Origin of the sequence: Flammeovirga sp. OC4, from assembly GCF_000812565.1 — a bacterium.
Taxonomy (GTDB): Bacteria; Bacteroidota; Bacteroidia; order Cytophagales; family Flammeovirgaceae; genus Flammeovirga.
In genome coordinates, this window is the sequence record NZ_JTAM01000003.1 from 1 (window position 1) to 21,945 (window position 21,945).

Annotated in this window: 19 protein-coding genes; 4 read left to right on the forward strand and 15 right to left on the reverse strand. The window is 33.6% G+C overall.

What is annotated here, in order from left to right; translation table 11 throughout:
* Nucleotides 1-44 precede the first annotated feature (44 nt).
* Genes PL77_RS03060 through hemL form a run of 3 tightly spaced genes read right to left on the reverse strand, consistent with a single transcriptional unit; the run spans nucleotide 45 to nucleotide 3,346 of the window.
* Entirely contained in the window at nucleotides 45-1,682 is a 1,638-nt protein-coding gene (locus PL77_RS03060) for a S8 family peptidase (protein ID WP_052444127.1), read from the reverse strand.
* 32 nt (nucleotides 1,683-1,714) lie between these two features.
* Nucleotides 1,715-2,050, reverse strand: coding sequence for a hypothetical protein (locus PL77_RS03065; protein WP_044201653.1), 336 nt, complete (start codon nucleotides 2,048-2,050; stop codon nucleotides 1,715-1,717).
* Nucleotides 2,051-2,053: 3 nt separating this feature from the next.
* Entirely contained in the window at nucleotides 2,054-3,346 is a 1,293-nt protein-coding gene (hemL, locus tag PL77_RS03070; protein WP_082026376.1) for a glutamate-1-semialdehyde 2,1-aminomutase, read from the reverse strand.
* Nucleotides 3,347-3,705: 359 nt separating this feature from the next.
* On the opposite strand from hemL, the gene PL77_RS03075 reads away from it, so the two are divergent.
* Both PL77_RS03075 and PL77_RS03080 read left to right on the forward strand, forming a co-directional pair.
* Nucleotides 3,706-4,344 carry a hypothetical protein gene (locus PL77_RS03075; protein ID WP_044201659.1) on the forward strand — a complete coding sequence of 213 codons (639 nt, stop codon included), beginning with the start codon at nucleotides 3,706-3,708 and terminating at the stop codon, nucleotides 4,342-4,344.
* A gap of 2 nt (nucleotides 4,345-4,346) precedes the next feature.
* A complete protein-coding gene (locus PL77_RS03080) occupies nucleotides 4,347-5,669 on the forward strand; it encodes an AarF/ABC1/UbiB kinase family protein (protein WP_044201662.1) in 1,323 nt (440 codons plus the stop codon).
* Here PL77_RS03080 and PL77_RS30165 read toward each other — a convergent pair.
* From PL77_RS30165 to PL77_RS03120, 8 genes are all read right to left on the reverse strand, one after another.
* On the reverse strand, nucleotides 5,666-8,659 hold the full coding sequence (locus PL77_RS30165) for an ATP-binding protein (RefSeq protein ID WP_082026377.1): 2,994 nt from the start codon (nucleotides 8,657-8,659) through the stop codon (nucleotides 5,666-5,668). The genes PL77_RS03080 and PL77_RS30165 overlap by 4 nt on opposite strands.
* Before the next feature lie 23 nt (nucleotides 8,660-8,682).
* Nucleotides 8,683-10,140: an NADH-quinone oxidoreductase subunit N gene (locus tag PL77_RS03090; RefSeq protein ID WP_044201664.1), complete on the reverse strand. Its 1,458-nt coding sequence runs from the start codon at nucleotides 10,138-10,140 to the stop codon at nucleotides 8,683-8,685.
* A gap of 10 nt (nucleotides 10,141-10,150) precedes the next feature.
* Nucleotides 10,151-11,899, reverse strand: a complete 1,749-nt coding sequence (locus tag PL77_RS03095) for a NuoM family protein (protein ID WP_044201667.1) — start codon at nucleotides 11,897-11,899, stop codon at nucleotides 10,151-10,153.
* A gap of 33 nt (nucleotides 11,900-11,932) precedes the next feature.
* Entirely contained in the window at nucleotides 11,933-13,984 is a 2,052-nt protein-coding gene (locus tag PL77_RS03100; RefSeq protein WP_082026378.1) for an NADH-quinone oxidoreductase subunit L, read from the reverse strand.
* Nucleotides 13,985-14,009: 25 nt separating this feature from the next.
* Nucleotides 14,010-14,318, reverse strand: a complete 309-nt coding sequence (gene nuoK / locus PL77_RS03105; RefSeq protein WP_044201670.1) for an NADH-quinone oxidoreductase subunit NuoK — start codon at nucleotides 14,316-14,318, stop codon at nucleotides 14,010-14,012.
* Nucleotides 14,319-14,368: 50 nt separating this feature from the next.
* The gene (locus PL77_RS03110; RefSeq protein ID WP_044201673.1) at nucleotides 14,369-14,845 is read right to left on the reverse strand and encodes a hypothetical protein; all 477 of its coding nucleotides are present in this window, start codon (nucleotides 14,843-14,845) and stop codon (nucleotides 14,369-14,371) included.
* A 120-nt stretch (nucleotides 14,846-14,965) separates the two neighbouring features.
* The gene (locus PL77_RS03115) at nucleotides 14,966-15,673 is read right to left on the reverse strand and encodes a response regulator transcription factor (RefSeq protein WP_044201675.1); all 708 of its coding nucleotides are present in this window, start codon (nucleotides 15,671-15,673) and stop codon (nucleotides 14,966-14,968) included.
* A gap of 164 nt (nucleotides 15,674-15,837) precedes the next feature.
* Entirely contained in the window at nucleotides 15,838-16,920 is a 1,083-nt protein-coding gene (locus PL77_RS03120) for a nucleoid-associated protein (protein WP_044201678.1), read from the reverse strand.
* 384 nt (nucleotides 16,921-17,304) lie between these two features.
* Here PL77_RS03120 and PL77_RS03125 point away from each other — a divergent pair, with 384 nt between their 5' ends.
* A complete protein-coding gene (locus PL77_RS03125; RefSeq protein WP_044201681.1) occupies nucleotides 17,305-17,625 on the forward strand; it encodes a DUF3467 domain-containing protein in 321 nt (106 codons plus the stop codon).
* A gap of 53 nt (nucleotides 17,626-17,678) precedes the next feature.
* On the opposite strand, the gene PL77_RS03130 is transcribed toward PL77_RS03125, so the two are convergent.
* The 3 genes from PL77_RS03130 to PL77_RS03140 all read right to left on the reverse strand — a co-directional run bounded on the left by PL77_RS03130 (nucleotide 17,679) and on the right by PL77_RS03140 (nucleotide 20,278).
* Nucleotides 17,679-18,005 (reverse strand): tRNA-binding protein, encoded by a 327-nt coding sequence (locus PL77_RS03130; protein WP_044202120.1) that lies wholly within the window; start codon nucleotides 18,003-18,005, stop codon nucleotides 17,679-17,681.
* Between the two features lie 12 nt (nucleotides 18,006-18,017).
* The gene (locus tag PL77_RS03135; protein WP_044201684.1) at nucleotides 18,018-18,923 is read right to left on the reverse strand and encodes a hypothetical protein; all 906 of its coding nucleotides are present in this window, start codon (nucleotides 18,921-18,923) and stop codon (nucleotides 18,018-18,020) included.
* Between the two features lie 557 nt (nucleotides 18,924-19,480).
* Complete coding sequence (locus tag PL77_RS03140) at nucleotides 19,481-20,278, reverse strand: tRNA pseudouridine(38-40) synthase TruA (protein ID WP_044201686.1); 798 nt, start codon at nucleotides 20,276-20,278, stop codon at nucleotides 19,481-19,483.
* 99 nt (nucleotides 20,279-20,377) lie between these two features.
* Here PL77_RS03140 and PL77_RS03145 point away from each other — a divergent pair, with 99 nt between their 5' ends.
* Nucleotides 20,378-20,893: a GNAT family N-acetyltransferase gene (locus PL77_RS03145; RefSeq protein ID WP_044201689.1), complete on the forward strand. Its 516-nt coding sequence runs from the start codon at nucleotides 20,378-20,380 to the stop codon at nucleotides 20,891-20,893.
* Between the two features lie 40 nt (nucleotides 20,894-20,933).
* On the opposite strand, the gene PL77_RS03150 is transcribed toward PL77_RS03145, so the two are convergent.
* Entirely contained in the window at nucleotides 20,934-21,920 is a 987-nt protein-coding gene (locus PL77_RS03150) for a YhdH/YhfP family quinone oxidoreductase (protein ID WP_044201692.1), read from the reverse strand.
* Between the last annotated feature and the right edge of the window lie 25 nt (nucleotides 21,921-21,945).

Consider the following 21,945-nt stretch of genomic DNA (forward strand, 5'->3'; position numbering starts at 1 on the left):
CTGATGAGTTATGAGACAGCCTCTTTTTTTACATTCTGAAAAATCTATTTTGAGATTTTCTCTGCATATTTTACAGCTTCATAAAGGTTTATAACACCTCCTGTTACTGAAAGTGTTCCAAACTTCACTTTTTCAGGCTCTTGCCCTTCTTCCAAATCTCCATAACCTGGTTTGTAAACTTCTTTATTTTTCAAAGGAGTAACTGTTTTCATCAAGATTTTCTTTACTTGAGAAGCTGAAAGATTTGGATAGTATGACATTAAAACTGCAGCACAACCTGCTACAACAGGGCAAGCCATACTTGTACCATTTAATGCTTCATACTCTGATCCTGGTACCGTTGAGTAGATGTTATATCCTGGAGCAAATAAATCTACATTCTTTTTCGCGTAGTTTGAGAAAGTTGCAGGCAACTCTTCATCAATATGCCATGTAGATGCACCTACTTCAATCCAGTTACGTGCTGTACCTCTTCTATTATATCTATCCGTTGGGAAGTTATTCTCAACATCGGTATTCTTATTGTCATTACCTGCAGCATGGACTAATAGAACACCTTTAGAATCCGCGTATTTTATAGCAGCGTCTACCTCAGCTTTATATGGTGAAAATGCTTTACCAAAACTCATATTAATAATTTGAGCACCGTTGTCGACTGCATAACGAATTGAGTTAGCCACATCTTTATCTCTTTCGTCTCCATTAGGTACAGTTCTAACCACCATAATTTCAACGTTGTCAGCAACACCTTCTATTCCTAAGTCATTTCCTCTTACTGCACCAATAATACCAGCAACGTGAGTACCATGTAAAGCATCAGGGCCTACAACTTTATTATTTCCGTAATATCTTTCTTTTTTGTCGTCGATATTATCTCCTACGATCTCTCTAGAATTGAAATCAGGATTATAGTTATAATCTACTTGACCTTTGAAATAATCAATACCATCTTGAATTCGAGCTTCAGTCACCCCTCTACTCATCATCTTTACAACTACTTCTTTCATACCAAGAAGCACTTGATCTTCTGTTTCCAAGGTCTCTAAAGCACCCAATAATTCTTCTTCAGAATCAAGGTCGAAATAAGCTACAAATAAAGCTTTACCTCTTTTGTATTGATGCAATAACATCTCATAATACTCAAGGTTTTCATTTGCTTTAGCAGATCCACTTTCAAAAGACTCTTTAACTTCTAACCATAGTTTGAAATCTTTTTTATCAGCTTTTGAAATTTCGTCTTCAGCTTTGCCATCAAACTTTTTGCTTAATGTACCATATAAACGAGCTACTTCAAGGTTTTCTTCATTTACAAATGAACCGTCTTTACCACCAATGAAATTCCATCCATTAATATCATCAACATATCCATTTTTATCGTCATCCTGACCATTACCTGCTACTTCTTTTGGGTTTACCCAAATTACTGATTTAAGATCTTCATGGTCAATATCAATACCACTATCAATCACCGCAACAACGACCTTCTTACTTTTCTTTCCTTTTAGAACTTCTTGATAAGCTCTTTCTGTTCCAACACCGTAAACACTGTCTGTAGAATAATCTAAATTGAACCAGTTTTCTGGTGCTCCTCTTAATGGGTCTTGAGCTGAAGCAACATTTGCTACTCCTAACTGTGCTGTAAATGCACCTGCAACTAGGATTGCTTTTAAAGTATTTCTCATTTAATTAATACTATAGAATATAAAATGAAAGTTTAATGATTCTTCTTAGGCCATTGACCGGCAAAGACTTCACGAAGAAGTAATACCAAACCAACAACCATCAAAGCGGAGAGTAATTGTCCAATTTGAATTCCTATGAAATCAAAAAGACTTGGCAATGTAACAAAAAGTGTTGCGAAAATGAAACCAAATCCCAAATCAATAAACATCTTTTCTTTATCAGAATACTCAGGAAGGTCCTTTTTCTTACAAACTGGACATTTTGATTTATCTAATCGGAGTCCATATAAAAAAATGTGTTGCCACTTGTACCTAGGACAAGTGACAACATTTTTAGTTTTATGAAATCCTTTTCGCTTTTGACTCATAAATTATTGTATTGCAACATCTAATGACTTATCAATAGCATCAAGAATTGAAGCTAAATTCTCATCTGTTAAAGCGGCAGACATAAACCAGCTTTCATATTGTGAAGGCGGTAAGTAAACACCATTTTCTAACATTGCATGGAAGAACTTACCAAACTTTTCAGTATCTGTAGTTTGAGCATCTGCAAAGTTTTGTACTTTCTTAGATGTAAAGAAAATACAAACCATTGAACCTAACAACGTCACTTGGTAAGGTAAATTCTTAGCATCTAAGATCTCTTGGATACCAGTGGCTAATTTTTCTCCGTTTTTTGCTAAATCCGTATATACCTCAGGATGTGTATTCAAGTAATTTAACATCGTAAGACCTGCCGCCATCGCTACAGGGTTACCTGATAGTGTACCAGCTTGGTAAACTGGCCCTGCTGGAGCAACATACTCCATAATTTCTTTTTTACCCCCATAGGCTCCTACTGGCATACCTCCACCAATAATTTTACCTAAAGTTGTCATATCTGGAGTTACACCAAACACTTCTTGAGCACCACCTTTTGCTAATCTGAAACCAGTCATCACCTCATCAAAAATAAGGACTATACCTTCACGATCACAAATATCTCTTAAAGCTTGTAAGTATCCTTCGCTAGGGATAACTAAGCCCATATTACCTGGTACTGGCTCAATAATTAAAGCTGCAATTTCTCCTTTATTTTCAGCTACTAATTTTTCAATAGCTTCCACATCATTGTAAGGAGCTAATAAAGTATCTTTAGCTGTTCCTTCTGTAACACCTGGACTGTTGGGTACCCCCATTGTAACTGCACCACTTCCTGCTGCGATAAGGAATGAATCTCCATGTCCATGATAACAACCTTCAATCTTTATAAATTTATCTCTGCCTGTATAACCTCTTGCAACTCTAATCGCAGACATTGTTGCTTCAGTACCTGAATTCACCATTCTTACCTTCTCAATTGAAGGTACCATTTCACAAATTAATTCGGCAATATCAATTTCTTTTGCTGTTGGTGCTCCGAAAGAAAGTGAGTTATTTACGGCTTTTTGTACTGCTGCTGTGATATCAGGATGGGCATGTCCTAAAATCATCGGTCCCCATGAATTGATCAATTCGATATATTTATTATCATTTTCGTCAATCATGTATGCTCCTTCAGCCCCTTTGATAAATAATGGAGTTCCTCCAACTGATTTAAACGCTCTTACAGGTGAATTCACACCACCTGGAATACTATGCTGTGCTTTAGAGAATAAAGCTACACTTTTATTGTTGTCCACGATAAAAAGGTTTGATTGTTTTTCTTGTATTTATACAAAGTTAATTAAACCTTTGACAATACTAAACAATACCTTAATTAGTATGTTTACGTTGAGTTTTATTCATTAATCAGAATGTAAAATTATACTCAATTTTGAGGATCACACTTCTGAAAATTTTGGAAAGAACAACTATTACTTCGTTTTTAGCGTTGTACTCAAAAAGTAATTCAAGAAGTCTACTTCGTTATTTTAGTTTTAGGTATAAAATAAAAAAGAAACCCCCGAAAATCAGAGGTTCCTTCCACTTTAATAAACTAAACTAACAAACAAACTTCGATTATGAAATTAACATACATTTATTAAAATACCTAAACAATATGAGTGAAATTTCAAAAAAAATAGAATTATCTTATATCAACTTTATTTTGTCACATAACAAACGTCCAAATTCTGTTAATAGTCTAATTTCAAATGAGTTAGAAGACAACAAAAGAGAGATTTTGGAGGAGTATAAAGAAGTAAATAAGATAGAGACACAAATATGGGAAGGTGGAATTATGACTGCTTTTCAGCATTCAGCAAATGACCCTAATTATGCTGAATATACTGTAAGAGAAAAACTGCTATCCTTCTTTTATAATTATGCTGAAGTACTAAAAAAAGAGGAGAAGTTTTATGAATATTCAGCAAACATTCATCCAATTTTTGAGTTAAGTATACTAAACGAAAGATCATCTGTATTAAAAAATGTATTTTTAAACAATGTCAATGGTATCATAAAAAGTGGCATGGAAACCGGTGAGGTTGCTGATCGTTTCTTCATCTCCGATTACTATGGTGACATCATATGGTATCAAGCTTTATTAATCATTAGATACTGCCTATCTGATGAGTCTAATGAGAAAGAAAATACGGATGAAATCATTGAAAAAAGTGTAAACCTCATAATGGATTTGTTTGAACCTAATTTTACAGATTCTGCATTTCTTCTTGCTAAATTCTTATTTCAGAAATAAATATGAGTGATATAAAAAATAAAGTACAAAAAAGTATACCTTCTACGAAAACACAACGTGTAAGTAAATTTGTAAAAGTAGGAGCTAAAGTAAGTTCAAACTATCTTAAGCATTACGCAAAAAGTGTTATCGATTCTTCTTACGATAGAAAGAAAGCATTGGATGAAGAAAATGCAAACGATGTATATGAAGCATTGAGTGAATTAAAAGGTAGCGCCCTGAAAGTTGCTCAAATGATGAGTATGGATAAAAATATGCTTCCTCAAGCGTATACTGATCAGTTTCAGATGTCACAATACTCTGCACCACCATTATCGCTACCACTCGTTAATAAAACATTTCAAAAAGCATTTGGGAAGGCTCCGCTAGAAATTTTCGACACCTTTTCTAAAGAGGCTGTTAATGCTGCATCTATCGGTCAGGTACATCAAGCTACTTTAGGGGATAAAACTTTTGCGGTGAAGGTTCAATATCCTGGTGTAGCCGAAAGTGTTTCTTCGGATCTAAAAATGGTAAAACCTATTGCAGTAAGAATGGTTGGTCTGAATGAAAGAGATGTAGATCATTACATGGAAGAGGTTGAAAACATGTTACTTTCTGAAACAGATTACGACCTTGAACTCAAAAGATCTATTTCGATTTCTGAAGCTTGTAAAGACATTTCAAATATTCATTTTCCTTCTTATTATCCGGAATATTCTTCTAAGAAAATTTTAACGATGGATTGGTTGGAAGGAGAGCATTTGAACGAATTTATTGCAACCAACCCTTCTCAAGAGATTAGAAATCAAATAGGACAAGCATTATGGGATTTTTATGATTTCCAAATTCATAAAATGAAAGAAGTACATGCAGATCCGCATCCAGGCAACTTCTTATTCAAAGAAAATGGCACAATGGGTATCATAGATTTTGGATGTGTGAAGGTAATCCCTGATTTGTTCTATGATAATTATTTTGATCTGATGAAGATTGAAAATTTAGAGAATAAAGAAAAAAGAACTCAAGTATTCAGTAACATGAATTTCATTTATGAAAATGACAGTCTTGAAGATAGGGAGAAACTTGATAGTCTTTTCACATCAATGATTACTATCTTATCTCGCCCATTCCAACACTCTACTTTTGATTTTAGCGATGATAATTATTTCAATGAAATAGCTGCACTTGCTGATAATAAAGAAAACCAGAAATTATTAAGGAATTCAAAAAAACCAAGAGGATTAAGAGACGGGCTTTATGTCAATAGGACCTATTTTGGTTTGTATTCAATATTACATGACTTGAAAGCGGAAATTTCGACAAAATCGTATTTCTTCGATTAGAAAACATCCACTCGTGAATCACTGGCAATGGCTTCAGATAGGTAATCTATATACTTGCTGAAGCCAGTGTCATACTCCTGCAATAATATATATATCGACTTCAAACGAGATAATTTATGTTCTACACTCAAACTTGTAGCTGTAGTCAATTCTTTTAGTTCTTCAATTAACTCCTTATGTTCCTTTGGATCAAAATACTTTTTAGTCACCTGATCCTTAATAAGGTATTTCTTTAATGTATTAATGAGGTCGTTTCTATCCAATGGCTTTGTCAAGTAATCGTTGATACCAACAGCGAAAGCATGGAACCTTCTATCCCAATAAGCATCTGCACTTAATGCTACAATTGGAGTTGTCACATTTAATTCTTGACGCAATTTTTCAGCTGTTTCAATCCCACCCAAAATAGGCATGTGTAAATCCATTAGAATTAAATCACATTCAGATTCTTTAATATATTTGATAGCTTCTTCCCCATTTTCCGCAATATCACAATTCAATGAAAGCTGTTTAAAAAGTGCCTTCATCATAAACTGATTCATTTTATTGTCCTCTACAATCAGAACTTTTGAATCAGTATCAAATGCTACTTCTGCTTCTCTCCCATTTTCCTCTAAAATCTCGTTTCTATCCCCCTCAATAATTGGCAATTGTACAATGAACGTCGCCCCTTCACCCTCAATACTATAAACTCTTATTTGCCCTTTCAGCATCTCGACAAGCTTTTTAGAGATAGCTAAACCTAAACCTGTACCACCATATTCTCTAGTTACAGAATTATCAGCTTGTTCAAAAGAGTCAAAGATGACATCAATTCTATCTTCTGAAATACCTATACCTTGATCATGAACAGATAGTTGAAGGTACTCTGAGTTTGCTGAAACAATTATTTCTATCTCTGTTTTCTCCTTCGTAAACTTGATTGCATTGGTCAATAAGTTTGTCAAAACCTGTCTGAATTTTGTAGAATCCGTCACAAAATGCGTCGGTACATTATCACTAACCTCAGTATGAATCACAACTTCTTTTTCATGTGCCAAAGGAGTATGTATTTTGACCACTAAATTGATAAAACTTCTTATATCAATTCTTTCATGGAAAATTTGCATTTTACCAGCATCAATTCTGGAGTAATCAAGAATATTATTAATTAATTCTGAAAGGTATTCCCCGTTAAAATATATATATCGAAGTTGTTCAATAAATTCTTCAGAAAGGTTTTCAGAAAACGATTTACGATAGAGTACGTTACTTAATCCTATTATGGCATTAAGAGGTGATCTAATCTCGTGTGAGATATTGGCCAAGAACATACTTTTTGCTTTATTTGATTTTTCAGCAGCATTTCTAGCCTCCTTTAATTCAAATTCTACTTTTTTCTGTTGAGTTAAATTCCAGCACACCCCATGCATCTCATAGTTTCCATTCTGCATTCTCGATTTACCATAGATTTGTATGTATTGTACACCTCTTACACTATGATTAATTTTTGCAGAAATGTTTACATTATGAAGCTGTCCTAAAAAAATCTTATGGAATAATGAGATTATTTTCAGTCGTTCTTCCCTGACAACTGTCGCTAAAAATGTTTTTAATGGAGTTGGAGTGGGTGCGTCACTTATCCCTAATATTCTACTGATTTTCTTATCCCAAGTAAAACCCTCCTCTGGTGTAAAAGACCAAGCACCAATTTTCGCTGCATTTAATGCTAGATCTAATTTCAGCTTCTGTTGATTGAGCTCAAATGTTCTTTCTTTTACTTTTTGTTCTAGTGAACTATTAAGCTGCTTGATTTGAAGCTCATGCTTCCACTTTTCAGTAATATCTAAATTATATACAGCAATAGCGTAGATTTCATCGTTGACATTTACAAGTGGTGAAAAAACAGACTGTATAAAAACATTATTATCGAATTGAAATTCTGTTTCAAAGATTTCTTTTTGATGAAAAGCTCTTTTAAAATGAGGGCTATAATATTCGAAAAGCTTTGAATAGGGCTTACTATTTAAATAGTCATCTTCCTTTATGTTAATATGTAATAGGTTTTTTATGAGGTCACCAAACTTAGTATTGTAAGAAATGATCTTAAAATCAGTATCGATTGAAAATATATAACTTTTCGCACTTTCAATCAGAACTTTTGTTTGTTGATGAGCTTCAATTAATGCCTGTTCAGCGGCATACTTTTCAGTAATATTATCGATAAATACGATATCTTGAAGATTTTTTTCATCCCCAATTGTCTCCTTTCTTAGGTTAAATACTCTTTCTAGCTTAGGGAATTTTACAATCTGCTCTCTTTCTGTAATATCAAGTTCGCCAATACCAAAAAGCTCTTCAAAAGACATTCCTAGTAAATCATGTGTCTCAAGTCCCAATTGATGAGTGGCAGTGTCATTGGCATCAATGATAGTATTGTCTTTAATAATTAATGCTCCTAAGTAGTTATAATGAAATAGTTGTTTGTACTTCCTCTCACTTCTTTTAAGGTTTTCTTGAGAAAGTATATATTCGGTTACATTTCTCACCACCACTGAAACTCCTACAACATCATCTCTACTAAAAATTGGGCTGTAAGTCGCTTCAAAATGGGCTCTGGTAAAGTTTTGTTCATCTCCGTAGGAACGAATTACAGAATATTTCTCACCTTCCAACGCTCTCTTTATGTCGTTTTCTGCCACATCAGCATCATTCTTGACTCTCATATAATCAAGAATATTTTTCCCGATTTCTATCCGTTTCCCATAAACAGAATACATCGTTTCCATATGGGCATTATTAAAAGCAAGATAGTTATAGGATTTATCAACCGAAAAGACAACATCTGAAGAATGCTCCATCAAGAGATTAAGCATTCTAAAGTTTCGTATACCATTGGCAATAGTTTTCTTTTGCCTAGCCACCAAACGAACATACATTGATATTAATATGGTTACTAAGCCAGTAAAGAAGGTAATAAGAATCGCAAAAAGGAAAGAGTTGATAAACATAAAAGGGCTTTATCTGCTAGTCATTAAATGATTAGTGATGGTATCAAGAAGGTCAATACCAAAAACACTCCCAAAATAACAATAAATCTAGATAAAGCAATATTTAAATGTATGTGTCCTTTTACATTTCGTCTGTAAAGGAAAAATGGAATCTTTAAATAATACACCAACGATATCGCAGTGTTCAACAAACCTAGGAACAAAACAATAATATATATAAGATTGGAATTTGCATTATACAACTCCCATAGTGATGTAAAAATGAGAAGCTTTGCAGTAAAGCCTGCTAAAGGCGGTAAACCTATTAATGAAACGATAGCAAGAATTACAGCAGGCCCCCATAATGCAGCACTATTAGACCAACCTAACCCTTCTATCTGCTTTAAATCATCTGTTCCTTTCTCTTTTTCAATTTCCCCGATGAAATAGAACATAGCATAATTGGCTATTACATATACCCAAAGGAAATAAAATAGAGCATTCGCTGCAATTTCATCTTTATTCAATAAAGCAATTACGATTAAGCCTGCATTAGCGATGGTACTATACCCCATCAATCTTCTCATGCCATTTTGGAAAATTGCAGCCAAATTACCAATAAACATAGAGATCACGCCTGTTGATAATAAGAAGTAATTGATGTAAGTATTCTCTATTAAAGTAGTTTCTACCAAGAATCTATATAAAAATACAGTTGCACCTATTTTGGGTAAAGTAGAGAAAAAAGCCACAGCTTCAATTGGAGCAGCTTGATAAACATCTGGAACCCAAATATGCATTGGAAATCCACCTAATTTGAATACGAAGCCCATCATCACCAATATTGCTCCTGTAATAAAAAGAGGTGAAAATGGTTGATTATATGAAGCAATACCCTGAAGGTCAATCGTAGAAGTTAGACCATACATGATAGACATTCCATAGATTGTAATAGCGGTAGCTACAGCACCAAAAAGGAAATATTTGATAGATGCTTCAACTCCTTTCTTGTCTCCTTTAAAAGCAGTTAGTAAATAAGAGGGTAAAGACATTAATTCTAATGCTAAAATGGCAACAATAAAATCATTAGCCATTGTAAGAACGTGTGCTCCAATTAATATCCCAAGGGCCATCGTCATCCACTCTCCTTCACCAGAAAGCTTTGTTTTAGAGCTCTCATTTGTAGAATTAAAGTAAAGGTGAATCGATAAAAGAATTACACAAACATCTGATAAAATTCTAAGCTTAATACTCCAATTATCTTGAACCAGAGTAAACAACATTAGTTTATTTACACTCTCTTCTGCCAACAACGAAAGATAGATCACATCACCTATAAGACCTATACCAACGATAGCATACAGATATTTTTTATTTCTCTTTGCAAAGATTAAATCAATGAGAATAACTCCAATTAATAGAGCAGCAATGCCTACTTCTGAAGCTAAAAACGGTAAGCTCTCAACGATATTTGATAATTTTGACGATAAGTCTTGTCCCATAATTTATCTTTTAAGCACCAATGATCGCTTTGATATAATCTAATCCAACATAGTTGGCAAACTCTACGAAAACAGTAACACTACCTTCAATCAAGTTAATTAACAACTTAGGATAAATACCTAATACCAATGTGATGACTGCCAATGGAGAAAGCATTAATAACTCTCTTTTAGTAAGATCTTTTAATTTCTCATCCATTGATTCATCTTTTAGGTGATATTTCCCCAAGAAAATTCTTTGCATTGCCCATAAATAATAAGCTGCACTTAATACCAAACCTAATGTTGCAACAATAGTCATCCATCTCGGTACCAAATTGTTTACTGCAGATGAGTTAAATGCTCCTAAGAAGACAAATAATTCTGCCATAAAACCTGAGAAACCAGGTAAACCTAAAGAGGCAAAGAAGGCAATTGTAGCCAACATTGTGTAGCGAGGCATTTTAGAAGATAAACCACTATAGTTTTCGATTTCTAAATTACCTGTTCTATAGTAAAGCACCCCTGCAATCAAGAATAAGGCTGCTGAAATAATACCATGTGAAAACATTTGGAAAATGGCTCCAGAGATACCTTCTGCTGTTAAGGAAGCAATACCAAGCATCACAAATCCCATGTGCGATACGGAAGAGTAAGCAATCATTCTCTTCAAATTATGTGTACCTAAGGCTACAAATGCACCATAAAGAATGGAGATAACTCCACCCAATGCAATGTACCATGCAAAATGATGTGCACCATCAGGGAAGATAGAATAAGCAATTCTCAACATCCCGTAACCACCAATTTTTAAAAGAATACCAGCTAAAACAACAGAAATTGATGTTGGAGCTTCAACGTGAGCATCAGGTAACCACGTATGAAGAGGCACAACCGGCAACTTGATTGCAAAACCAATAAATACCATCAAGAATGCAACAAATCGTACATGCGTACCAAATAACATCGCTCCAGAATCTAAAGAAAGAATGGCATTTGGAATATAATTCGAGGCATCCATCATATGAACCAATGAGAATGTTCTTACTAAGTTTGATTGTTCGATTTCACCTGAGACCAACATCACATGCACCTTTTCTATTATATCTGGCGTCACTTGTTGAATTGACTCTGCTAGGCCTAATTGTACTGCAGTAGCAATAGGATCAATCACTGATGCAGCCAATGCAATCATAATCACCAAAATGAAGATTGAACCGACTAAAGTATATATAAAGAATTTGATAGAAGCATATTCACTATTCTTACCACCCCAAATACCAATTAAGAAGTACATAGGGAGTAACATAAATTCAAAGAATAAATAGAATAAGAAGAAATCCAACGCTAGGAAACAACCCATAATTGTACCGCTCAATAGTAGATACAAAGCATAAAAACCTCTACGTTTAGTTTTGATCTCTAATGATGATATTGCTCCAATCACCATCACTATGGCTGTTAGTAAAATCATTGAATTACTCAGACCGTCTACGCCTAATGTATAATCAGCCGAAAGTCGACCAAATGTACCTAAGTTTAATACGATCCATTCCGATTTCTCTAAATACTGAAACGTATCTAAAGACAAGATTCCGTTCATCTTCTCTGACAATCCCTCATACCCCATCATCAAATAGGAAGCGATAATCAGTTGAAATGAATTAATACCAATAGTGATTTTACCAAATGAGTCTTTAAAACTGTTTGGTAAAAGAAGAATTACAAGTGTTCCAAAAATTGGAGTAAAAACTAATAATGTGAGCAATAACTGCGACATAATCTATATATATACTTTTGTTAGTTTAAACGACTAAATAAACCAGAGTACTAATACCATAATAAGGAGTAGAAAGATTGACCATGCAATCATACTCTGTGTTCTTTCTCCTTGAGGTTTTCTAAAGACATCTCCAAAGATGGACAATACTTTCGTGAGCAGTGTCACTACTCCATCGACAATCACTTTATCGAACCAAGCCAACATATGTCCAAAAACCACATTGACTACAGCAAATAACTTCACAAAGAAGTCTACTACTTTATCATCAAAACCTCTTACAAATTCTGAAGTATGAATTGTAACTCCCACAAAATACTCATCTGCATGAGGAATGTTTTCTAACTTATTTGCTGTAAACAAAGTCGTTTTCACACCTAACTTATATCCTTTGTCTAGGTAAGCAAAATTGTACGACAATTTATGCAATGAAGACGATTTCAATTGTTTTTTGAGAGAAGCAAAAGCATCTTTAAAATAAATAAGATAAGCCCCTCCAGCACCCAATGCTACAACTCCAATGGATAAGAATAGACCTAACGTATGAACACTTCCCGTGTCAACAGTCGCTAGACTTAAACCATTTTGAAGCCATGTATGTGAAGTTTCAAAAGGTGATAATGCATAGAAAAACCATAATGTAAAAGTACCTAATACAATTACTGGCATCGTCATTCTTACATTAACCTCCTTAGGTAAGACCAAACAGTCTTTACATACTTTATGGTTAGCGATTCCTAATTTCCCAAAGAATACCTGATAAAGTAATCGGATGGAATAAAATGCTGTAAAAGCAGCCGCAGTGAACCCTAATAGAGCTAGGAATATCCATTCCCAACTTCCAGTAGATGCCTTCACTAATAGTGATGAAAGGATAGCATCTTTAGAGAGGAATCCTGATGTAAACGGCAACCCCATTAATCCTGCAAGACAAACACTAAAACCGATAAAGGTCTTAGGCATATATTGCTTTAAATTACCCATCCAACGAATATCCTGAGGGTCAAACCCTTTACAGATATCACATGAAACTTGATGCATACTATGAATGATCGAACCCGCACCAAGGAATAAACCTGCTTTAAAGAAAGCGTGGGTAGTAAGATGGAATACAGATGCTTCTGGATCACCTACACCTATTCCAATCATCATATAACCTAACTGCGAAATTGTAGAATAGGCTAAAATTCGTTTAATATCATTTTGTGAAAGAGCTGAAAACGCTCCTAAGAAGGCTGTTAATCCTCCAATGATTCCAATCAAAAGTTGTATTTCAACTGGCAATACAAAGAAGCATCTTGCTAATAAATAGATACCTGCAGCCACCATTGTTGCGGCATGTATTAACGCTGAAACCGGTGTTGGTCCCTGCATGGCATCTGGAAGCCACACTGATAACGGTAACTGAGCCGACTTACCCATCGCTGCCATTGTAACACCTATACCAACTATATATAGTGGAAGAATTTGCAATTGATCAACTTCAGTAGACAAAGCCTCAATACTGACTGTACCAAATGTAGAATACAATGTAATAATGGCTACCATAAAGCCTGCATCACCAATTCTATTAAGTACAAATGCTTTTTTCGCGGCTTTAACTGCTTCATTCTTTTCTCTCCAGAAGCCAATTAGCATATAAGAGCAAAAGCCTACTAATTCCCAGAAAAGGTAAAGCATAATAAGATTATCACTTACCAATACCCCAAACATGGAAAAAGTAAAAAGACCAAGAAGTGTAAAATATTTTTTATACTTAGGATCACCCTGCATGTAAGCAGATGAGAAAATGTGCACAAATAGGGATACGATTGAAACCATTGTCAGGAGCATACTACTCAACTGATCAATTTTCAAGGTCGCTTTAAAAGAATGCTGACCTAACAAGAACCATTCGTCTTGAAGTACAATAGGGCTATAATTCCAAGTGTAGTAGAACACACACAAATTCCCTATGACACTTAACCCAATTAAAGTTGTTGCAATCTTGTCTGAATATAAATTCTCCTTTCTAAAAAATAGGATCAAGGCACCTATCAATGGAGAAAGTAATGTAATCGAAGTTATGGTTTCTAGAAAGTTCAAAAAGCGTGTTTAATTTATTAACTTCTTATTCTTCTTTTAATGTATTGACTTTATGTAAATCAACGGATCTAAAGTGTTGAAAAAGTCGGATAATCAATGCAAGGGCAACACATACTTCAGCTGCTGCTATTACAATGACAAAAATAGAAAAGGCTGTACCTTCTCCAAAGCTTGGATCTCTGTGTGAAAAAGCTACTAAGTTAACATTAGCCGCATTCAACATCAATTCTACCCCCATTAAGGCTACAATTGCACTTCGTTTTGTTAAGGCTATTGCTAACCCTATACAAAAGAGAAATGCAGAACCTAACATATAATATGAAAACGGTATCATACCTATTTGTTTGTTTCAGAAAGCAAATATGCTCTTATTATTATCAGAATTCAAATAAAAGCGGGTTTTCGTGCTAATATTTCTTCTTCAGGGTAGTCATTAATTGTTATTTTTTCAATTATCTGCCCTTTTTCTATTGAATTAATTTTAACATGATGATTTGTCGCCACCATTCCTATTGGCGAACACACACCATCATAATGTGACGCTTCATCACTATCCAGCATAATGACTAAACGATCTGACACATGATAAGGGTCTGCACCCACAAAAGATAAAAAACCGTACTTATGAGGTTTTGTATTAAAGTCAACACGAGTAAGTGGTCTTTCAGCAAAAGCAACAAATTCTTTTTGCGGTCCTATTTTAGTCACACCATCCTCTACTTTAAATTCTACGACCCATTGATCATAAACATTTGCATTTACTAAATCAACAAATCGTTTTGTGGCTATCGGTGCATCCTCTTCTTTAAAAAGAAAAAAATCGTATTGCTCTCCATCAATTAGAAACTCCGCAATCAGCATTCAAATAATGTATTAATCTATACTGCTTTTTGGCAAATATACTGAATAGGAATTATGAAAAAAATAAAAGCCTAACTGCATTAAGCAATTAGGCTTTTTAGTAGAATGACTTAAATAAAATTAGTCTTGCACTAAGAATTTAAATCCAATACCATGAACGTTTAATATTTCGATTGTTGGATCATCTTTTAAGTATTTTCTCAAACGAGACATAAAAACATCCAAACTACGACCTTTGTAATAATCATCATCACCCCAAACTTCTTGTAAGATATACTCACGTTTGATCAATGTATTACGGTGACGGTGTAAGAATCTCAACAATTCAGCTTCACGGGTTGTTAATTTTCTTGTGTCTTCACCGATACTTAATTTTTGGTAAGGGAAATCTAAGATATAGTTACCAATATTGATTTGATGAGGATCGTCTTCATTACCTACTTCAACTTTAGGCTCAGACTTTTGACGCTTTAAGATCACTTCAATACGAAGTAATAATTCCTCTACGTTTACTGGTTTAGTAACATAGTCATCAGCACCAATTCTGAAAGCTTTAATTTTGTCTTTTGGTAAATTGTTAGAAGACATAAATAAGATCGGAATATACGGATCCTTAGCTCTTATTTCTTCAGCCAAAGTGTATCCATCCTTGTGGGGCATCATTACATCCATGATAATTAAATCATAGTCTGCTTTGTCGTATTCTTTCATGCCTTCCACTCCGTCCTCGGCATGGTTTACAGCATAACCTCTGATGTCTAAATATTTTTTCACAAGAGAGGCTATAATTCTATCATCCTCTACTAGAAGAATCTTCACTGCATCCATAGTATTATAATAAGTTTTATGTAATAATGATGTATATATATATTGTTTTACTTTGTACAAAACAGATATACGCAATAACTAATGAGAAGTTTTAAATAACAAGTTTAAACAAATGTTAATTGCGTAAAAAATGTTATAATACAATTTATTCTTGGTGATATTCATCACTCTTCTTCATTGAAGAAGATCATGTAATAATTCATATTTCTCTCAGAATCATACCCTTTCTCCACATTTTGCTCATTTCCGCTAATGGTGATATTTATCTTCTTATCTAATTTGATAATACTTTTAAATTCTTTCTTAGACTTACGAACTGCTTCCTTGGAAACTTTAAATTCATCGAAAACCGGGATCTCTTTTTTCTCTTGAAAATCGACTTTATATTCTTGAAACGCTTCGATAGCCTCAGGTTCCTCAATCACGTTATTTTCAAAGTCAACTACATTAAAATCCTCTTTTTCGTTGAAATACTTTAAAGATCGATTTAATAAATCAATTTGGGCAGGTTTTTCTACGGCGTGATCTTCATTGAAAACTTCTTCAACAAAACCAACACACATATCCAAATAATTTTTTGTATGAAAGAAATTATCTTCTCTCGGTTTAAGCTGAAGATAAGACTCTTTCCAATACAAGGCTTCCACAGATCGAGTAGGACTGTCTTTCAACATTACTTTGTATCCTTTCTCCTCTTCGCATTTGAAAATCAAACAACCTTTGTCTAATTTCTTCACGCTGACACCTTCACTCTGTTCCAACTCAAAATTACCTACATCTGTTTTATCTCCAACAGTTAGGAACATTTCTTTATGTTCTGCCTTAAACAAACCAATTGCATCAACTACATCCCCGTCTACAACACAATCTCTCAGTACAGCAACAAATAATTCCCCTCCTTTTATTCTTGGGTGAGTAGAAGCTTCAAAAAGAAGTTCAGCCATTTCTCTTGATCGGGTCATGAATTGTTCATATGGATTAGAGAAAATAGCTTCAGTAGCTGTAAATACTTCATTGTCAGTAAAAGACTCTTGACCTTCTGGTGGTGCAAAATGGTACATTGGACCAGGCTTAAATGACTTCAAGAAATAATCCATGACTGATTTGTACAATGGACTATAGTTTTCAATTTCTATTTCAAACTCTGCTAATTCTATCGGTTCTTCCTGCGTCTTATTACCCACTTTATGTATCACTAACTGGGATAACTTTACATTGGATAAATCAAATGATTTTATCTTGCTCATTTATAAATATTAAAGGGTATTGCTGGAGAATCTTTCTCCGCACTGAAATTCCAAAAAACTTTCAATATTAACAAATTGAACTTACAATCTTTCTAGTCTAAATCACTAAAAGTGGTTAAACACTCTGTATCATAGACTTATAAATATATTAAATTTTACAAAAAAGGCATACATATTCTTTTCATAATTACTGCTTACTTTTGAAAAGTATTCAATAAAATGAAGTTTTATTATAAATCTCTTATTCGTTACTGTTCTGTTTTTCTGAGAAGTAGAAAGTTTTAATATTTACTAACAAAGGCAATCCAACGTATTTTCTTTGTTTTATATCTCATTTTTTTGAAATTTGGAACTCAACTTTGAGTATTATTAATTCAATATAAAATGGATCAAGAAAAAAAACCTGAAAATCAAATCAACATCGAATTGACAGATGATGTTGCTGAAGGAGTTTATGCCAATTTAGCCATGATTGCTCACTCTAATAGTGAATTTGTAGTAGACTTCATCAGAATGATGCCAGGTGTACCTAAAGCAAAAGTAAAATCTAGAATTATCCTGACTCCAGAGCATGCCAAACGTTTATATATGGCACTTCAAGATAATTTAAAGAAATATGAGGCGCAGTTTGGACCAATAGGAAAAACAGATGAAGCACCTAAATTCCCAATGAACTTCGGAATGACAAACACTGACCCTCAGTAAGTTTTGTATAAAAACAAAAAAAGGGACGCCTCTATCAGGTGTCCTTTTTTTTGTTAACCAATTTTTAGTCCATTTAGTACTTTTTCGTCAGTAGTGAGCAGTGTCACACCTTCTTTGCCTATTGCCCCTAAAACAAGACACTCAGACATAAAATTGGCAATTTGTTTTGGAGGAAAATTTACAACGGCTATTACCTGTTTCCCTACTAATTTTTCAGGAGTGTATTTATCTGTAATTTGTGCAGACGTCTTTTTCTCTCCCAAGTCTCCAAAATCAATAAATAATTTGTATGCTGGCTTTTTAACCTCTTTAAAAGTTTCTACTCTTAAAACAGTACCAACCCTTAAATCTATTTTTTCAAAATCATCCCAATTGATCATCATCACTTTACCTTATTGGCTGATTATTTTTTTTACTGAACCATCTCTATTCAATTTAGCTTCAACAGTAGTCAGAACTTTAGCTCCATAAGCGTTTATTTGCCTATATTTCATCATCACATTCAAGTACTTTCCTTTTTCGGTGATTAGGGTTCTTACGTGTTCAAAACTGTTAGGATCATTCATGTCTTTTTTCACATGATCAACAAATACAATAATTGCTCCTTCATCATCTAATAAATCTTCGAGATCTTCTTTTAACTTGATTTCTTCATAAAGGCTCTCTACTCCTTTTGGATTAAAGTCTTCATCCACTTCAGCTAGCTCATCTCTGGCATCATCAAATTCTTTATCATTCATCAAAGCGATTGCTTTTTCTACCTTTAGTTCATTATCAAGTTGAATGACCTTTTTCTCTAAGGCTTCTACTTTCCTTTTACTGTAAGAGGTATCAATCTTCGCAAAATAGACTTTCGTTTTCTTTATGTTCCTTTCTTTAAGATAGTTCTTTGTCTTAGTGATGTTTTCTTCATTAACTACCACAAACAACTTATCTTTAATAACCTTTACCTGATCTGTTTTAAAATCTTCATCGATCAAGTCAATGTATTTTTGGCATGACCCTAACCACTTCTTCTGGAGACAGACTTTTGCATTGATTAAAGCCACTTCATTTAATTCAGTCCTTAAAAGTTCAACACTATCTGGCTTGTAATCACTCCCAATGACATTCAATTGTAGTTTAGCTTGCGTTAAACTCTCAACTTTACCTTGTTTTATGAACTTTTGAATACTTACAAATCGGTTTTCATCAAATTGTAATGTGTTTTTTATTTCCCCGGCAAAAAAGAAATAAGATACTGTGCCTATAAATAAAATAATGATGACCCCTAAAAAATATAAGATAGCCTTTTTCATGACAAGTTATGTTAGTTTAATTATTAAGTGATTATATGAACATAAATGCTTACAGCTTGAAAATTAATAAAAAACGTATTCAATAAAAAAAACAAAAGTTAGTGAGTTTATTAAGAAAAAATCAACTAACATCAAAAACAAACTCCATGATAATCATATTGAATTCATCTAAGATTGGGTATTCGCCCTGTCTTTCACTTGTAATAGTAATGTCTGATCAAAAAAATAATTTATAAAAAGTCGATTTTTAATTAAAAATTGAAATAAAATATAATTCCATTACAATTAATATTTACAAAATAAAAAGGAATAATAAGTAACTATAACATAATTATTAACAATTGTATTTAATGATTTACAACTTTCTAAAAAGTTCCAAAATTTAATTTACCCCTCTCATAACACAACATAAAAATATTCTTATGAAAGAAAAATGTAATTTTACTTTGGATAATTATAAAAAAACTTGCTATATTTATATTATAAAACAGCAATAAGAAATAGTTTTTGGGTTATTAAAGGAATTAAAAAGTCAATGGTTATGCCGTTGACTTTTTTTATTTTAATTCATCTTCATAGCTAATTGCATTAAGATTTAAACCGGATGCAGGTGCTACATATCCCAAATGTGTTTTATCATCACTATTTTGTAATGCTTTTTTAATATCTTCCAAAGTCAACTCTCCTTTACCTAACATAAAAAGAGTACCCATCATTAAACGTACTTGATTCCTCATAAATCCTTTGCCGTGAACATGAAAAATATAACTTTTCTCAGGAAAAAAAGAGGCCGACATTTCATCGTTTTCTCTAATCTCACAATAGTCAATCGTTCTCACTAAAGAGACACCTTCCTTAGGTTGTTTACAAAAACGACCAAAATAATGTTCACCCTCATAAAGTTTTGCCCCTTCTTTCATCAATTCTAAATCCAAATCATGTGTTATATTTGTCATAAAGGGTGCACTGAAAGGATGGTTTTTAGCCCCAAAAGAGAATAGGTATTGATACTCTTTCCTTTTTGAGCTTTGAATAATATTGAACTCATCCCCTACTTTTTGAATCGACAAAGCTCTAATATCATTGGGTAAGTTTTTATTAAACAACTCGAAAAATTCCTCTTCGTTTAACTCCTCCCACACAAACAATTCAAAGGCTGAGTGATTAGCAGACACGTAAGTATCAGTTCGTGAAGTTCCTAACGTTTTAAATTTCACTTCACCTCCCAGAACAAAGTTGATCGTCTTGTTGATCATTCCCTGAACTGTTTTCAAACCAGGTTGTACCATCCAACCGTGAAACCTATATCCTATATACTGTACCTCAATTAAATAATTATGTCTTTGTTTTTTCATGAGTTAAATTAATTCACAATAGTTAGGAACTATCTGCTGTCAGTCCACTAACCTCAGCTGTTTTTCTTACGTTTTTATAATTAAAAAAATATTTTCAGTATGGTAAAATTAATAGATGGCAGCCAAATCTTTGGTACTTTGTGGGAAATATATTTAGAAGCTTTTTCTCCTGCTGAAAGACGTTCTAGAAAAGACCTTATTGATACAATGGAACTGAAGAATTACTTCTTCAATGGTATACAATTCAAAGGAAATAACTGCGGATTGGTAGGTTTCTGGTTTTTTGATGAATTCATTTATATAGAATACCTAGCAATGAAGTCTTCAACGAGGGGTTCTGGTGCTGGAAGTAAATTTTTGGAGCACTTTAAAAATATATTTGGGAAAAGGAGAATTATACTGGAAGTTGAACACCCTGTTACTAACATGCAGATAAGAAGGGTCAACTTTTACAAGAGAAATGGTTTCTTCTATAACAAAGGTTCTTTTATTCAACCACAATACAACGAAGAAATCAAAGAAGATGTTGAATTAAATATAATGTCGTACCCTAAAAAATTGGAGAAAGAAGAATTAGCAAAGGTTAAAGAAATTCTTTTCGAAAGAGTATATTAAAAAAAGGTCGTCTTTAGTTAATTAAAGACGACCTTTGTATTTATAATTTCACCAGTACTCTACCGCTCACCTGACCTTTAAAAATTGCATTAATTTTATCATCAAGACCTTCTAGAGTAACTTCTTCAGAGATTTCTTCTAAATTATTTGGCAACCAATCCTTTCCAATATTCTCCCAGACTACAATTCTCTCCTCTCTTGGGAAATTTTGAGAATCAATACCAATAAGGCTTACCCCTCTTAAAATAAATGGAAATACATTTAATGGTAAATCAAATGACGCTGCGTTTCCACAACAAGTCACAACTCCTAGTGGGTTTGTGGCTTTGATGGCTGTTGCAAGAAAGTTTCCACCTACTGTATCAATAACCCCTGCAAATTGTGGCTTTAATAATGGTCTTTCACTGCCTTCTAAAAATGACTCTCTAGACATGACTTCAGTAGCACCAATACCTTTTAAGTAGTCTACTTTATCAGCTTTACCAGTAACGGTAACAACAGAATATCCTAACTTATTTAAGATACTAACAGCAATACTACCTACTCCGCCAGTCGCACCAGTGACAAGTACGTTACCATCATTTGGAGCTACTTTGTCAATTAGTTTATAAACAGACATTGCAGCTGTAAGGCCCGCTGTACCCATCATCATACTTGACTTAGCATCTAACCCTTTTGGCATTGGAATAACCCATGATGCTGGAACTTGAATGTACTCAGAAAAACCTCCCCAAGTATTCATCCCTAAATCATAACTTGTTACGATTACTTCATCTCCTTCTTTAAAATCAGAAGATTTACTAGATACTACAGTTCCTGAAGCGTCGATTCCTGGAGTATGAGGATAATTTTTTGTTACACCTGGCTTACCTAATGCTGAAAGTGCATCTTTATAATTCAGAGACGAATAAGCAACTTTTACTAATACTTCACCTTCAGGAAGGTCACCTATTTGTTTGGTTTGAATGGAAGTTGAAAATTCTTTTTCAGCAACTTTTTCTGATACAAAAGCTCTAAATGATGTCATAAACTAATTCGATAAATAATTATGG

Coding starts and splice junctions, on each gene's coding strand:
- PL77_RS30165 (WP_082026377.1), bottom strand. CDS start 8,659: ATGTTTATCAACTCTTTCCTTTTTGCGATTCTTATTACCTTCTTTACT.
- PL77_RS03135 (WP_044201684.1), bottom strand. CDS start 18,923: ATGAAAAAGGCTATCTTATATTTTTTAGGGGTCATCATTATTTTATTT.
- PL77_RS03125 (WP_044201681.1), top strand. CDS start 17,305: ATGGATCAAGAAAAAAAACCTGAAAATCAAATCAACATCGAATTGACA.
- PL77_RS03120 (WP_044201678.1), bottom strand. CDS start 16,920: ATGAGCAAGATAAAATCATTTGATTTATCCAATGTAAAGTTATCCCAG.
- PL77_RS03140 (WP_044201686.1), bottom strand. CDS start 20,278: ATGAAAAAACAAAGACATAATTATTTAATTGAGGTACAGTATATAGGA.
- PL77_RS03115 (WP_044201675.1), bottom strand. CDS start 15,673: ATGGATGCAGTGAAGATTCTTCTAGTAGAGGATGATAGAATTATAGCC.
- PL77_RS03130 (WP_044202120.1), bottom strand. CDS start 18,005: ATGATCAATTGGGATGATTTTGAAAAAATAGATTTAAGGGTTGGTACT.
- PL77_RS03060 (WP_052444127.1), bottom strand. CDS start 1,682: ATGAGAAATACTTTAAAAGCAATCCTAGTTGCAGGTGCATTTACAGCA.
- PL77_RS03095 (WP_044201667.1), bottom strand. CDS start 11,899: ATGTCGCAGTTATTGCTCACATTATTAGTTTTTACTCCAATTTTTGGA.
- PL77_RS03080 (WP_044201662.1), top strand. CDS start 4,347: ATGAGTGATATAAAAAATAAAGTACAAAAAAGTATACCTTCTACGAAA.
- PL77_RS03110 (WP_044201673.1), bottom strand. CDS start 14,845: ATGCTGATTGCGGAGTTTCTAATTGATGGAGAGCAATACGATTTTTTT.
- PL77_RS03150 (WP_044201692.1), bottom strand. CDS start 21,920: ATGACATCATTTAGAGCTTTTGTATCAGAAAAAGTTGCTGAAAAAGAA.
- PL77_RS03090 (WP_044201664.1), bottom strand. CDS start 10,140: ATGGGACAAGACTTATCGTCAAAATTATCAAATATCGTTGAGAGCTTA.
- nuoK (WP_044201670.1), bottom strand. CDS start 14,318: ATGATACCGTTTTCATATTATATGTTAGGTTCTGCATTTCTCTTTTGT.
- PL77_RS03145 (WP_044201689.1), top strand. CDS start 20,378: ATGGTAAAATTAATAGATGGCAGCCAAATCTTTGGTACTTTGTGGGAA.
- PL77_RS03065 (WP_044201653.1), bottom strand. CDS start 2,050: ATGAGTCAAAAGCGAAAAGGATTTCATAAAACTAAAAATGTTGTCACT.
- PL77_RS03075 (WP_044201659.1), top strand. CDS start 3,706: ATGAGTGAAATTTCAAAAAAAATAGAATTATCTTATATCAACTTTATT.